Annotated in this window: 11 protein-coding genes and 1 tRNA gene; 5 read left to right on the top strand and 7 right to left on the bottom strand. The window is 73.2% G+C overall.

The features are described 5' to 3' along the window. Positions 1-55 precede the first annotated feature (55 nt). The gene (locus tag J2W20_RS04740) at positions 56-826 is read left to right on the top strand and encodes an SDR family oxidoreductase (protein WP_307005050.1); all 771 of its coding nucleotides are present in this window, start codon (positions 56-58) and stop codon (positions 824-826) included. Here J2W20_RS04740 and J2W20_RS04735 read toward each other — a convergent pair whose 3' ends face one another. Both J2W20_RS04735 and J2W20_RS04730 read right to left on the bottom strand, forming a co-directional pair. Beyond that, positions 827-1,264 (bottom strand): sterol carrier family protein, encoded by a 438-nt coding sequence (locus J2W20_RS04735; RefSeq protein WP_307005048.1) that lies wholly within the window; start codon positions 1,262-1,264, stop codon positions 827-829. An 11-nt stretch (positions 1,265-1,275) separates the two neighbouring features. After that, the gene (locus tag J2W20_RS04730; protein ID WP_307005046.1) at positions 1,276-2,283 is read right to left on the bottom strand and encodes an asparaginase; all 1,008 of its coding nucleotides are present in this window, start codon (positions 2,281-2,283) and stop codon (positions 1,276-1,278) included. An 81-nt stretch (positions 2,284-2,364) separates the two neighbouring features. Here J2W20_RS04730 and purD point away from each other — a divergent pair, with 81 nt between their 5' ends. Beyond that, entirely contained in the window at positions 2,365-3,675 is a 1,311-nt protein-coding gene (purD, locus tag J2W20_RS04725) for a phosphoribosylamine--glycine ligase (protein WP_307005045.1), read from the top strand. Continuing rightward, positions 3,672-4,586, top strand: a complete 915-nt coding sequence (locus J2W20_RS04720; RefSeq protein ID WP_307005043.1) for a phosphoribosylaminoimidazolesuccinocarboxamide synthase — start codon at positions 3,672-3,674, stop codon at positions 4,584-4,586. The genes purD and J2W20_RS04720 overlap by 4 nt, the downstream gene beginning before the upstream one ends. On the opposite strand, the gene J2W20_RS04715 is transcribed toward J2W20_RS04720, so the two are convergent. Further along, positions 4,579-5,874: a helix-turn-helix domain-containing protein gene (locus J2W20_RS04715; RefSeq protein WP_307005041.1), complete on the bottom strand. Its 1,296-nt coding sequence runs from the start codon at positions 5,872-5,874 to the stop codon at positions 4,579-4,581. The genes J2W20_RS04720 and J2W20_RS04715 overlap by 8 nt on opposite strands. 210 nt (positions 5,875-6,084) lie before the next feature. On the opposite strand from J2W20_RS04715, the gene J2W20_RS04710 reads away from it, so the two are divergent. Further along, the gene (locus J2W20_RS04710) at positions 6,085-6,354 is read left to right on the top strand and encodes a hypothetical protein (protein WP_307005039.1); all 270 of its coding nucleotides are present in this window, start codon (positions 6,085-6,087) and stop codon (positions 6,352-6,354) included. Positions 6,355-6,535: 181 nt separating this feature from the next. Next, a complete protein-coding gene (locus J2W20_RS04705; protein WP_373457958.1) occupies positions 6,536-9,259 on the top strand; it encodes a cation-translocating P-type ATPase in 2,724 nt (907 codons plus the stop codon). A 95-nt stretch (positions 9,260-9,354) separates the two neighbouring features. Here J2W20_RS04705 and J2W20_RS04700 read toward each other — a convergent pair. The 4 genes from J2W20_RS04700 to J2W20_RS04685 form a co-directional block, all read right to left on the bottom strand. Further along, positions 9,355-9,431 (bottom strand) — tRNA-Pro (locus J2W20_RS04700). Between the two features lie 97 nt (positions 9,432-9,528). Beyond that, a complete protein-coding gene (locus tag J2W20_RS04695; protein WP_307005037.1) occupies positions 9,529-11,418 on the bottom strand; it encodes an ABC transporter ATP-binding protein in 1,890 nt (629 codons plus the stop codon). Further along, entirely contained in the window at positions 11,415-13,277 is a 1,863-nt protein-coding gene (locus tag J2W20_RS04690) for an ABC transporter ATP-binding protein (RefSeq protein ID WP_307005450.1), read from the bottom strand. The genes J2W20_RS04695 and J2W20_RS04690 overlap by 4 nt, the downstream gene beginning before the upstream one ends. Before the next feature lie 84 nt (positions 13,278-13,361). Continuing rightward, positions 13,362-14,318, bottom strand: coding sequence for a metallophosphoesterase (locus J2W20_RS04685; RefSeq protein ID WP_373457964.1), 957 nt, complete (start codon positions 14,316-14,318; stop codon positions 13,362-13,364). Between the last annotated feature and the right edge of the window lie 19 nt (positions 14,319-14,337).

Here is a 14,337-nt window from a genome sequence, read left to right as displayed (position 1 = left end):
TAGCGTGGCCTGTGGACGTGACGCGCGTCAAGTCCATGACGGAATGGAGGCAGCAATGAGCAAGCGCGAAGCACCCGGCGTCGCCGTGGTGACCGGGGCCGGCAGCGGGATCGGCCGGGCCGTGGGCCGCCGGCTCCTCGCCGACGGGTGGAGCGTGGCCCTCGCGGGCCGGCGGCGGGCGCCGCTGGAGGAGACGGCGGGGGCGGCCCCGGCCGCGCTCGTGGTGCCCTGCGACGTCACCGTGCCGGCCGACGTCGAGCGGCTCTTCGCGGACGCCGTCGAGGCGTTCGGGCGCGTGGACGTGCTGTTCAACAACGCCGGGACGTTCGGCCCCTCCGGCGATGTCGGCGAGATCGACCCTGCGGCATGGGAGTCCACGGTGGCCGTGAACCTCACCGGGAGCTTCCTGTGCGCGGCCGCGGCGTTCCGGGCCATGAAGGCCCAGGAGCCGCAGGGAGGCAGGATCATCAACAACGGCTCGATCTCGGCGCACTCGCCGCGGCCGCGGTCCGTCGCCTACACGGCCACGAAGCATGCCATCACGGGCCTGACCAAGAGCATCGAGCTCGACGGGCGGCCGTGGGGGATCACGTGCGGGCAGATCGACATCGGCAACACCCGCACCGAGCTCGTCGAGCAGCTCAACTACACGGTGGGCGTCGGCGAGGGCGCCCTCCAGGCGGACGGCTCGCGCCGGGTCGAGCCCACCTTCGCCGTCGAGGAGGCCGCCGCGGCCGTGGCCTTCATGGCCTCGCTCCCGGCAGAGGCCAGCGTCGGCACCCTGCTCATCACCGCCGCGGGCATGCCCTTCGTAGGCCGGGGGTAGCTACGCGAGCGGCAGGAACTCGCTCAGGTCCGTCCTGATCCCGGAGGCCGTGAGCCGGCCGGAGGCGACGGCCCCGGGCCACTCCAGCGTGCCGGTGGCGAGGGCGAGCCACGTCTCGGCATCCGTCTCGACAACGTTCGGGGGCGTCCCGCGCGTGTGCCGCGGACCCTCGACGCACTGCGCCACCCCGAACGGCGGCACGCGCACCTCGACCGAGTTCCCGGGGGCCCGCTCCGCGAGCTCCTCGAGCAGGTAGCGCACCGCGGTGGCGGTCGTCTGCCGGTCCACGGCGCCGCGGACGACGCCGGCCTGGCCGCCCTCCGCCGCGGCCTCGCCCGAGGCGTTCCCCCCGGCGGCGGCGTGGCCCCGGCGTGCGGCGAGCCAGGCAGCGACGGCGGCGCGCCCGGCGTCGTGCGCGATCCTGCGGCGGACAGCCATGGCGGCCTCCCTCAGTCCAGCAGCGCCGAGACGGCGCGCCCCAGCCGGATGCGGCCCACCTGGCGTCCACCGCCCAGCACGGGGTCGACCACCCGCTCGAGGACCCGGGCGACCTCGGGGACGTCCACGGCGTCGGCCGCTGCGAGCATCGTCAGGCCCACGAGGGTCGTGGCGCGGACGTTGCCGTCGAGGACCTTCACGGCCGCCGTGGCCCCCTGCGGGGTGGCGAGCACGAGGAGGCCCTCGGCGCCGACCTTGGCGAGGATCCCCAGCTCCTCCATGACGATCGTGTTCTCCTTGTCGTGGCCCTGGACCGCCCACGGGTAGTCGAGCATCGAGGTGGCGATGGTCGCGGCGCGGGCGTTGGCGGCGTCGTTCCCGGGCGACTTCGCGAGCCGCGAGTAGGCGTGGGCGAGCCCGCGCAGGGACAGCGCGGCGACGGGGGCCCCGCAGCCGTCGATCCCGAGGTGCGCGATCGGCTCCTCGGCGTACTCCTCGATCGTGGTCCGGACGCGCTGCTGGAGCGGGTGGTTCGGCTCGAGGTAGCTGCGCCGGTCCCACCCGTTCTCCACGCAGGCCCACAGGAAGGCCGCATGCTTGCCGGAGCAGTTGTACGCGAGCTTCCGCCGACCCTGGCCCGAGCGGACCAGCCAGGCCCGGGCGTTCTCGTCCGCAGGCCACTCGGCCGGACAGCCCAGGTCCGCCTCGCCCAGGCCCGCGGCGTGGAGCATCCCCTCGACCACATCCATGTGGTCCAGCGAGCCCGTGTGGGAGGCACACGCGAGGGCCACCTGGGTGCCCCGCAGCGGCACGCCGGCCTGCATGGACGCGAGCGCCTGGAAGGGCTTGAGCGTGGAGCGGGCGAGCACGGGGGTGCGGATGTCCCCGAGTTCGGTGACCACGGAGCCGTCGCCGGCGAGCACCACGGCCGAGCCGAGGTGGCGGGACTCGATGAAGCCGCTGCGCTCGATCACGGCGAGCTCGACGGCGTCGTCCGCGGTGAAGGTTGCGTGGGCCATGGCCTCAGTCTAGGTGGGCGGGGCCGGGTTGCCGGGGATGCCTGGGTGCGCCGCGCACGGGCTGGCCGATACCCTTGGGGCGTGAAGGTTCTCGTGATCGGCCCGGGTGGCCGCGAACACGCCATCGTCCGCTCCCTCCTCGCCGATCCGGCCGTCTCCGAGGTGCACGCCGCGCCCGGCAACGCCGGAATCGCCCAGATCGTCCCGACCCATCCGGTCAACGCGAACGATCCGGACGCGGTCACGGCCCTCGCGCGGACCCTCGCGGCGGACCTCGTCGTGGTGGGCCCCGAGGCGCCCCTCGCTGCGGGCGTCTCCGACGCCGTCCGGGCCGCCGGGATCCCCGTGTTCGGCCCCAGTCGGGCCGCCGCCCAGCTCGAGGCCTCCAAGGCCTTCGCGAAGCAGGTCATGGCGGAGGCCGGCGTTCCCACGGCTATGGCGCGCGTGGCCGTCAACCCCGGCGAGGCCGCCGACGCGCTGGATGCCTTCGGGGCGCCCTACGTGGTCAAGGACGACGGTCTCGCCGCCGGCAAGGGCGTGGTGGTCACCTCGGACCGCAGCGAGGCCCTCGCCCACGCCCAGGCCTGCTTCGAGGCCGGCGGCACCGTGGTCGTCGAGGAGTACCTCGACGGCCCCGAGGTCTCCCTGTTCGTCCTCTCCGACGGCCACACGGTCGTCCCGCTCGCCCCCGCCCAGGACTTCAAGCGCATCTTCGACGGCGACGGGGGCCCCAACACCGGCGGCATGGGCGCCTACAGCCCGCTCGAGTGGGCCCCCGCCGGGCTCGTCGAGGAAGTCGTCGAGCGCGTCGCGCAGCCCACCATCGACGAGATGGCCAAGCGCGGCACCCCGTTCGTGGGCGTGCTCTACTGCGGCCTGGCGCTCACCTCCCGGGGCACCCGTGTCATCGAGTTCAACGCCCGGTTCGGCGATCCCGAGACGCAGGCCGTGCTCGCCAGGCTCAGGACGCCGCTCGGCGGCCTGCTGCTGGCCGCCGCGACCGGCCAGCTCGAGACGGCCGGGGACCTGCGCTGGGCGCCCGAGGCCGCGGTCGCCGTCGTCCTCGCGTCGCACAACTACCCCGGGACGCCGCGCACCGGCGACCGCATCCGTGGGCTGAAGAAGGCGGAGAAGCTCGAGGGCGTCCACGTCCTGCACGCCGGCACCGCGGCCGACGAGGACGGCAAGGTGGTCTCCGCCGGCGGCCGCGTGCTCGCGGTTGTGGCCCTCGGCGAAGGACTGGCCCAGGCGCGCGAGCTGGCCTACGAGGGCATGGGCCTCATCAGGCTCGAGGGCGGGCAGTACCGCCGCGACATCGCGGCCAAGGCAGCACGCGGGGAAATCAGCGTGCCGGGGGTGCGCAACGGCGCCGGAACGGGAGCAGAGCGATGAGCATCGACAAGGCAGGGTTCTCCGCCGAGGTTCTCGAGCTGCCGGGCTGGAGGCACATCTACTCCGGCAAGGTCCGGGACCTGTACGAGCCCGTCGACGGGCCGGCGGACCAGGTGCTCGTCGTCGCGAGCGACCGCATCTCCGCCTACGACTACGTCCTCGCGAGCACCATTCCGGACAAGGGCCGGATCCTCACCCAGCTGAGCCTGTGGTGGTTCGAGCAGCTCAACGTGCCCAACCACGTGGTGGCCGCGACGGTCGACGACGGCGTTCCCGCCGAGGTCGCCGGGCGCGCCATGGTCTGCCGCAGGCTCGAGATGTACCCGGTCGAGTGCATTGCCCGCGGCTACCTCACGGGCTCCGGCCTCGCCGAGTACCGGGAGTCCGGAACGGTGTGCGAGATCCCGCTGCCTCCGGGCCTCGTTGACGGGTCCCGCCTCCACGAGCCGGTCTTCACGCCCTCGGCCAAGGCCGAGTTCGGCGAGCACGATGTGAACATCACCTACGAGGACGTCACGGGCATGGTCGGCGACGAGGCCGCGGCGCAGCTGCGCGACCTCACGCTCGAGATCTACCGGGAGGCGGAGCGGATCGCCCGCGAGCGGGGGATCATCCTCGCGGACACCAAGGTCGAGTTCGGCGTCGACCCGACCACCGGGTACATCACCCTCGGCGACGAGGTGCTCACCCCGGACTCCTCGCGCTTCTGGGACGCGGCCACCTGGGAGCCGGGGCACGCGCAGCCCTCGTTCGACAAGCAGTTCGTGCGCGACTGGCTCACATCCCCGGAGTCCGGCTGGGACCGTGCCTCGGGGCAGGAGCCGCCGGCCCTGCCGGCCGAGGTCGTCGGGCGCACCCGGGACCGCTACATCGAGGCGTACGAGCGGCTCACCGGCCGCGCCTTCAGCTGACGCCGTCCTTCGCGGGGGCCTTGGCCCCGGCCGAGGACTCCTTCGCGGCGCGCTGGGTGGCGAGCCGGATCTCGAGGATCGCGTCCATGACCTGCTGGACCTTGTCCGAGGCCCCGGCGTAGCTGAACTGCTCACGGGCGTCGGCGAGGAGCTCGAGGGCCTCGTCGTTGCGGCCCAGCGCCTTGAGCGCCCGGCCGTAGAGGAGGGCGACCTCCCCGGCGGTGTGGCGGCCGAGCACCGCCTTCTCGGCGTGGATGGTGCGCAGGAGCTCGATGGCCTCCGGGATCTGGCCGTTGAGGTACAGCCACCGGGCACGGATGAAGCTCACTTCAAGCTGCTCCGAGCGCGAGCCGCCCACGATGCTCAGGGCCAGCTCGGCGCGCTCGATCGCCGCGAGGGTCTCGGGCTCGATGATGCCGCCCGAGAGCCGCACGGCCGCCGAGGCCTTGTTGAAGCGGGCCCAGAGCTCGATGTCGTTGGCGGGGGAGAGGAGCTTGGCGGCCCGCTCGTGGTGTTTGACGCCCTCGGCGTAGTCGGCACGCATGAACGCGACGTTGCCGATCACCCACTCGATCTCGCCCGCGAGCTGGCCCATGGATTCCTCGTCGACGAGGGTCTCGAGGATCCGGCACTGCTCCCAGGCCTCGTCGAGCTTCCCGCTCTCCGCGAGGGCACCGATGAGCGCGCGCAGGGCGCCGATGTAGATCGTGGACCCCGCGGGAAGCTGGGACGCGAGCCGCACCGCCTCCCGGGCGTGCTCGACCGCCGTGCTGAGCTGTCCGAGCCCGTGGCAGACCGCCGCCAGCATCTGGCGCGCGCGCACCGCGAGGCCGGCCGACTCGGCGACGATCGGATGCTCGAGGAGGTGCTGGACGATCCGCTGGCACTCCGCCAGCTCGCCCTGCTTCATGAGGCACTCGGCCTGCATGTAGGTCATGTTCCACCACGCGCTGTTGTTCTTGCCGTCGAGGGCGAACTGCGCCGCCGTCGCGGCATGGGTCGCGGCCTGCGCGTAGTCGCGGAGGTCCCAGGCCTGCCGCGCGTAGAGCCCCGCGAGCACGTACTCCGCGTCGTTGGCGCTCACGGGCTGGCTCCACGCCTCGAGGGCCTTCGGGGCAAGCTGCAGCCTGCGTGCCAGCTCCTGGATCACTTCCGCGGTGGGCTCGCGCCGCCCGGTCTCGAGCAGCGAGATGTAGCTGGGCGAGTAGAGGTCCTTGCCGAGTTCGGCCTGAGTGAGTCCGCGCTCCAGTCGCTCGGCACGCAGCTTCTCGCCGAATCCACTCCCCACGATGACCTCCTGGCCCGGCCCGGAACCTCGTGAACCGGAGCGCGTTTGTCTTTAATATCCATCATGGGCCGTCAAGAGGGCGACGGTATTCCTTGACAGGCAATGTGGGAGATATTTTACTGGGAATGTCAATCATGACAAAGCACGCTCTGCCCAGTTAGACGCACCCTGTCCCACCTTCCAACGGGACTAAAGACGAAGGACAAGCTCATGCTGAAGAAACTGATTGCGGCCCTCGCACTTGGCGGCGCGCTCGCAGTGTCCGGGGTTGCCGGCGCCCCCACGGCGATCGGCAACTGGCCGGATCCCATGAAGTCGACGGCGATCGGCAACTGGCCCGACCCGATGAAGTCGACGGCGATCGGCAACTGGCCCGACCCGATGAAGTCCACGGCGATCGGCAACTGGCCCGACCCGATGAAGGCCACCGCGATCGGCAACTGGCCCGACCCGATGAAGGCCACGGGCAGCAGCCTCTGACCGGACGCGGCGCAGCCGCTTCACGCTGACCGGCCCGTCAGCCCAGTACACCTGTGGGGGAGTGCTGACGCCAGTCGGAGAGTGCCCCGGACTCCGGTCCGGGGCACTTCTGCGTCCGCGGGCCCAGAGCGGGGCCTTCCTTCCCTTCCACGGCCGCCTCGGGGTCCGGGAGAATGCCCCCGTGAGCGTCACCCCCCGCCTTCCCACCGGGCCGCCGCGCCCGGGCGTGCCGGGGCCTGCGGCCCCCGCGGGGCTCGCAGATGCGGAGGTCGCGGAGCTGAGGGCCCGCTACGGCCCCAACAGCCTGCCGCGCGAGAGGGTGCGCCCCTGGTGGGTCCGGCTCGGCGCTGAGCTCGCGCACTTCTTCGCCCTCATGCTGTGGACGGCCGCCATCCTCGCGTTCGTTGCGGGGATGCCGCAGCTCGGCTGGGCGATCGCCGCGGTGGTCATCATCAACGGGCTGTTCGCCTTCGTCCAGGAGGCCCGTGCGGAGCGGGCGTCGGCCAAGCTGCGCGACCTGCTGCCGAGCAACGTCCAGGTCCGGCGCGGCGGCCGGACCACCGTAGTCGGTGCCGTCGAGCTGGTCCCAGGGGACATCGTCCTGCTCGCCGCCGGGGACCGCGTGCCCGCAGACCTCGAGATCCTCCACGCATCAGGGCTGTCCCTCGACGAGTCCATGCTCACCGGGGAGAGCCTGCCCGTGGTCAGGGAGGCGGGCACGGCGGCGACCGGCGGCACCTTCGTCGCGACGGGAGACGCCGTCGGGCGCGTCAGCGCGACCGGCGTGTCCACGCGGCTGGCCGAGATTGCCCGCCTGACCACCCGGGCCGAGGCGCCGCCCAGCCCGCTCGACCTCGAGCTCACGCGCGTGGTGAAGGTGATCGCCATGGTCTCCGTGACCGTCGGTGCGGTGTTCTTCGTCATCTCGTTCCTCATCGGCAATCCCCTCGCGGGGGCCTTCCTGTTCGCGATCGGGGTCACTGTGGCCCTGGTGCCCGAGGGGCTTTTGCCCACCGTCACGCTCTCCCTGGCCATGGGAGCCCAGCGCATGAGCAGGCGCCATGCGCTCGTGCGCAACCTCCAGGCCGTCGAGACGCTCGGCTCCACAACATTCATCTGCACCGACAAGACCGGGACCCTCACGCAGAACCGGATGAGCGCCGTCGAGGTGTGGACCCCGCAGGGCTCCGTCCGCCTCGAGGGGCGCGGGTACGCGCCCGAGGCCGCGGTCGCGGGCACTCCGCCCGCGGTCGCGGCGGCTTCGCGCCTCGCCGCCGGCTCCCGGGCCGCCTCCCAGGGGGACATCGAGGAGCACGACGGCGAGTGGCGCGCCGTCGGCGATCCGATGGAGGGCGCCCTCGCGGCGCTCGACCGCAGGCTCGGCGGGGCAGCAGAGGGCCCCGCGGCGCTGGCCGGCTTCGCGTTCGACGAGGAGCGCAAACGGCAGAGCGCGGTCCTCCCCGCCGGCGCGGGCGGGAGGACGGAACTGTGGGTCAAGGGCGCCCCGGAGACGCTCCTCGCCCTGTGCGTGGGTGACGGCTCACCCAGCCCCGGGCCCGGCGGCGGTGAGGGGGCATGGCTGGACCGAGCACGCCTGACGCTCGCGGAGCTGGCCGCGCGGGGCCTGAGGGTGCTGGCGGTCGCGTCGCGCGAGCTCACGGCCGCCGAGGCGGCCGCCGCGTCGCGCGGCGAGGCGGACGCCGTCGTCCTCGAGCGGGAGCTCGTGCTGCGCGGCCTGATCGGACTGCACGACCCACCGCGCCCCGCCGTCGCCGACGCGATCCGGCAGGCACGCGAGGCCGGGATCCGGGTCGCGATGGTCACGGGGGACCACCCCGTGACGGCCGCGGCGATCGCCCGGGAGATCGGGCTGATCGGGCGCGGCACGGGGACGGAGGCGGTACTGGAGGGGGCCGCGCTCCCTGAAGACCTCCAGGTGCTCGGCGCGCTCCTGGACCGGGACGGCGTGGTGATCTCGCGGGTCACCCCGGAACAGAAGCTGCGCGTCGCGCACGCCCTGCAGGCCCGGGGCCACTGCGTCGCCATGACGGGCGACGGCGTCAACGACGGTCCGGCCCTCGAGGCCGCCGACATCGGGGTGGCGATGGGGCGCAGCGGCACCGACGTGGCGCGGAACGCCGCCGACCTCGTCCTGCTCGACGACGACTTCGCGACGATCATCGTGGCGGTGGAGCAGGGCCGGGCGACCTACGCGAACATCCGGCGCTTCCTGACCTACCACCTCACGGACAACGTGGCCGAGCTGACCCCGTTCGTCGTGTGGGCCCTGTCCGCAGGCCACTTCCCGCTGGCCCTCGGGGTGCTGCAGATCCTCTGCCTCGACATCGGCACGGACCTCCTGCCCGCGCTCGCACTCGGCGGGGAGAACCCGAGCGCGGGCGTCCTCAGGCGGCCGCCGGAGCGGCGCCACCTCATGGACGCGAGCCTGCTGTTCCGGGTGTTCGCGGTGCTGGGTCCGGCCGAGGTCGTGGTCGAGATGGCGGCCTTCGCCACGGTGCTCTGGCTCGCGGGCTGGCACCCCGGCGGTGCCCTCCCCGACGCCGCGACGGTCGCGGCGGCCTCCGGGGCGGCCTTCACGGCGGTGGTGCTAGGCCAGCTGGCCAATGCCTACGCCTGCCGCAGCGCCAGCCGGCCGGCGTGGCGGCTCCCGTGGGGGACCAACCGCATGCTGCTCGGAGCCATCGCCGCCGAACTCGTGCTGCTCGCGGTCTTCCTCTTCATCGGCCCGGTGGCCACGCTGCTGGGCCAGGCGCCGCCGCCCCTCGAGGGTCTGGCCGTCGCCGCCTTCGCGATCCCGGGCGTGCTGGCCGGAGACGCGTTCCACAAGATGCTCCGGCACCGCTGGGGCGCCGGGAGGACACACCCAGTCCTCCCGCACCACTGAGGGCGCCACCCTGCGGAGGGCCAGCACGGGAGAACGCAGGACGACGACGACGCACGACAAAAAGGCCCCACGGCTCATGCCGTGGGGCCTTCACATGGTCGGGATGACAGGATTTGAACCTGCGACCTCTTCGTCCCGAACGAAGCGCGCTACCAAGCTGCGCTACATCCCGATCCGTCACCCGAGTCTCCCCGAAGCAACTCATCCAGAGTACCCGATCGGGGGGCGAAGATGAAATCGGGGAGGGCCCTCCACCCGGGCGGCCCGAGCTAGACGAGGGAGTCCCGCCACGCTCCGTGGAGGGCCGCGAATCGCCCTCCGCCGGCGAGGAGCTCGGCCGGGGAGCCGTCCTCGACGATGCGCCCGCCGTCCACCACGAGCACGCGGTCCGCGTTCTCCACGGTCGAGAGCCGGTGGGCGATGATCACGGCGGTCCTGCCAGCCTCCCGGCCCGGGCCCGAGCCCAGCAGCCTGGCCAGCCCGGACTGCACGAGCCGCTCGGACGGGATGTCGAGGGAACTCGTCGCCTCGTCCAGGATCAGCACCGACGGGTTCGCCAGCACGGCCCGCGCGAAGGAGATGAGCTGGCGCTGCCCGGCCGAGACCCGCCCGCCGCGCTTGGTGACGTCCGTGTCGTAGCCGGCGGGCAGCGCCGCGATGAACTCGTGGGCGCCCACCGCGCGGGCCGCAGCCTCGATCTCCTCCCGCGCGGCGTCCGGCCGCCCGAGCGCGATGTTGTCCGCGACCGAGCCCGAGAACAGGTAGGCCTCCTGCGTCACCATGACGACCGCACGCCGCAGGTCCTTCGTCGAGAGCCGCCGGAGGTCCACGCCGTCGAGCGTCACCGCCCCCGAGGTGGGGTCGTAGAACCGGGCCACGAGCTTGGCGATCGTCGACTTCCCCGCGCCCGTCGCCCCGACGAGCGCCACCGTCTGGCCCGCAGGGATCCGCAGGGTGAATTCGGGCAGGACTTCGGGCCCGGACGCATAGGAGAAGGAGACCGCCTCGAAGGCGACCGCGCCGCGGGCGTGCGGCAGGGGCACCGGTTCCTGCGGCGGCTGCACGCTGGGGACCTCCTCGAGCAGCCCGGAGACCTTCTCGAGGGCCGCCTGGGCGCTCTGGAAGGAGTTGTAGAACATGGCCATCTGCTCGAGCGGTGAGAAGAACCGCTTGGTCGAGAGCACCACGGCGAGCAGGATGCCCACGGCGAGGCCGCCGTCGAGCACGCGGAACGCCGCGACGAGCAGGATCACGGCCACGGTTACGTTGCCGATGAGCACGAGGCCCGGCTGGAAGACGCCGTTGAGCATCACCGAACGCTGGGTGGCGGCGGCGTAGTCGTCGGCCAGGCGGCCGTACTCGGCGCTGTTGGCGCGCTCCTTCCGGAAGGCCTTGACCGCGCGGATGCCCGTCATCGTCTCGACGAAGTGCACGATCAGCCGCGCCGAGACGACCCGGGAGGAGCGGTAGGCCCGCTGGGACCGGACCTGGTACCAGCGGGCGAGGAAGAGCATGGGGACTGCGGCGGCGAGCATGATGAGTCCCGAGGGCCAGTCGAGCGCGAAGACCGTGATCGCGGTGAACGCCATGAACAGCAGGCCGGAGGCGAGCGAGCTGATGCCCGAGTCGAGCAGCTCGCGCAGCGCCTCGAGATCCGAGGTCTGCCGCGAGATGATGCGCCCGGACATGTAGGTCTCGTGGAAGTCCAGGCTCAGCCGCTGCGTGTGGCGGAAGACCCAGACGCGCAGGTCCAGGAGCATGGCCTGGCTCAGCTTCGCGGTCGAGGTCACGTAGCCGGCGGTGAGCACGCCGGTGACGAGGGCCGCCGCGACGTACGCCGCCCCGGCGAGCCACATCTGCGCCGGGTCGCCGGAGACGAGGGCCGGCAGCGCGCGGTCGATCCCGAAGGCGATGATCGCAGGGCCCGCCGCGCGGGACGCCTGGGAGACGACGACCATCGCGAGGGTCGCCCACAGGCGCCCGCGCACGGGCCGGACGAGGTCCCCGAGGAGCCTGAGCGAACGACGGCGGACGGCGCGGCTCGCCTCCCGCGTGAGGTCCACCGCGTCCTCGCCGCGGGTCCCCCGCCCGCCCTGGTCCCGCACCGGCTCGCCGGGCTGCACGGGGCGGGGGGAGGTGCTGCTGCGGGTGCGGCTCATCGGGCCTCCTCGGAGAAGACGGTGTCCAGGTCCGGTTCCTCGTCCCGGTCAAGGTCCCGCGGCTCCCCGGGCAGGCTCGCGATGACCCAGCGGTAGTGGTCGCTGCGGGCGAGCAGCTCGGCGTGGGTGCCCACGTCCTCGACCACGCCGTGGCGCAGGAGCGCCACGCGGTCCGCGAGGGCCACGGTCGAGGGGCGGTGGGCCACGATGAGCGTGGTCGTGTGGGCGAGCGCCGCGCGCAGGCCCTCGGACACGCGCTCCTCGGTGGCGACGTCCAAGGCGGAGAGCGGATCGTCGAGGACCAGCACGGACGGCTGGGCTGCGATCGCGCGCGCCAGCGCGATGCGCTGGCGCTGGCCGCCCGAGAGGCTCAGGCCCTCCTCGCCGATGCGGGTGGCGAGGCCGTCGGGGAGCGAGTACGCGAACTGGGCCTGGGCGACCTCGAGGGCCTCGGCCAGCACGGCGTCCGCCTCCGGGCCCTCCTGGGCGGGGGCGCCGAGGAGCACGTTCTCCCGCACCGAGGAGGAGAACAGGGTGGTGTCCTCGAACGCGACGGCGACGAGCCGGCGCAGTTCGGCCAGCGGGAGGTCCCGGACGTCCACGCCGTCGACCTCCACGGCGCCCGTGCCCACGTCGTAGAGCCGCGGCACGAGCTGGAGCAGCGTGCTCTTGCCGGAGCCCGTCGCGCCCACGAGCGCCATAGTCTCGCCGGGCCGCACCTGCAGGTCCACCCCGCGCAGGACCTCCGACCGTGGGCCGGCGGCCCGGGGCGGACGGCCGGCGTCGGGCGCCCCGGGGGCTCCGAAGGAGAAGCGGACGCCGCGGAAGGCCAGCTCGCCGCGGGGGGCGACGAGGTGGCGCGGGTGCTCCGGGTCGGCCACCGTGTTCGTGGCATCCATGACCTCGAAGTGCCGGTCCACGGCAGTCTTCGCCGTGAGCGCCATGCCCACGAGCATGCCGCTGGCCTCGACCGGCTGCGCGACCGCCGCGGCCGTCGCGAAGAAGGCGGCGAGCGAGCCGATGCTCAGGTGCCCGGCGGCAGTGAGCCAGATGCCGGTGACGAGGCCCGTGCCGAGCGCGAGTTCGGGCAGCAGGGTCACGACGAGGCTGAACAGGGCCTGGTGCCGGGCCTTGGCCACCTCGGTCTCGCGCAGGTGCCGCGCCTGCTCGGTGAAGCCCTCGAGCGCCTCGCGGGCGCGGCCGAAGGCCTTGAGGACGCGGATGCCGTGCACAGATTCCTCGACCGCGGTCGCGAGGTCGCCGGCCTGGTCCTGACTGCGCCGGGTGGCGAGCGAGAAGCGGCGGCGGAAGATCGCCCCGTAGACCATGATCGGCACGGCGGCCGCGAGGAAGATCAGCGCGAGCTGCCACGAGAGCGTGAACAGCAGGACCACGCCGAGGGCCACCGTGCTGATCGAGACCACGAGGAAGATCGCCCCGAACGCGAGCCACCGCCGCAGGAACCCCAGGTCCGCGACGGACCGCGAGAGCAGCTGCCCCGAGCCCCAGCGGTCGTGGAACGAGACGGGCAGGTCCTGGAGGTGGTCGTACATGGAGGTGCGCATCCGCCGCTCGAGCGTGATGCTCGGCTCGATCACGAGGACGCGGCGCAGGTAGATCATCGTCGCCTCGAGCACCCCGAGGACGAGCACGACGCCGGCCGCTCCCCACACCGCCGCTGGCTGGGTTCCGCTGCGGAGCAGCTCGTCGATCACGAGCCGCAGCACCTGCGGGACGGCGAGGGCGAGTGCCGAGGCGGCCAGGGCGACGACGAGGCCCATCACGAGGCGCGGCACGATGGGGCGCACGATCGGGCCGAGACGCGCGATGGAGGCCCAGTACGGGCTCTGCTGCGGGATCGGTGCCGTGGGGTCAACGGGGGCGCGCTGTGGCATGCCGGGGTTCACACACCTGGGGAGGAGTAGTTAGCTGTGGCAACTACCCTACGCCGGGCGGGCGGTGAGCGTGAGCAGGACCGCCTCCGGGCGGCAGGCGATCCGCACTGGGGCGAAGCGCGAGGTGCCGATTCCGCCGGAGACGTTCAGCGGCACCGAACGGCCGCCCTCCTCCCAGAGGGTGAGGCCCTTGGCGCGCCACGTCGGCAGGTCGCAGTTGGAGACGAGGGCGCCGTAGCCGGGAAGGCAGATCTGCCCGCCGTGCGTGTGGCCCGCGAGGATCAGCTCGGCGCCGGAGTCGGCGAAGTGGTCGAGCACCCGCTGGTACGGGGCATGGATGACGGCGACCTTGAGCGCGGGCCCCTCCGAAGGGCCGGGGGCCGGCACCGGCCAGCCCGCGTAGCGCTCGCGCCGCAGGTGCGGATCGTCCACCCCGGAGAGGTCGAGCCGGACGCCGCCGACGCTCATCGACTGCGCCCGGTTCGTCAGGTCCAGCCAGCCCGCGGCGCCGAATGCCGTGAAGAGGCTGCGCCAGTCCAGCTCGATGCGGCGGGGGAGGGGCTTCCGGTTCGAGGGCCCGAGGAGGTAGGCCGCCGGGTTCTTCGCGACCGGCGCGTAGTAGTCGTTGGAGCCGGGAACGAACACGCCCGGGAACCGCAGGAGCGGCTTCAGGGCCGTGACGAGCGGCAGCACCGCGTCCGGGTGGCTCAGGTTGTCGCCGGTGTTGACCACGAGGTCGGGCTCGAGGGCGGCGAGCCCGGCGAGCCAGCGGACCTTCGCGGCCTGGCCGGGCACGAAGTGGATGTCGCTCAGGTGCAGAACCCGGAGGGGCCCCGCGCCCGGAGGGAGCACGGGCACGGTCTCCTCGCGGACCGTGAACTGGTCCTTCTCCCACCATCCGTACGCCGCGGCTGCGGCGCCCGCGCTCAGGCCCAGGCCGGCGAGGAGGGCGGCACGCCGCGCCGCCCTGGCCACCGCGGGACCGACCCGGCCCCCGGCGCGCACCGGGGCGCTCTCGAGTGCA

Source organism: Sinomonas atrocyanea, assembly GCF_030812675.1.
In the GTDB taxonomy this organism is placed as follows: domain Bacteria; phylum Actinomycetota; class Actinomycetes; order Actinomycetales; family Micrococcaceae; genus Sinomonas; species Sinomonas atrocyanea_B.
This window is presented reverse-complemented; position numbering and strand designations above follow the sequence as displayed.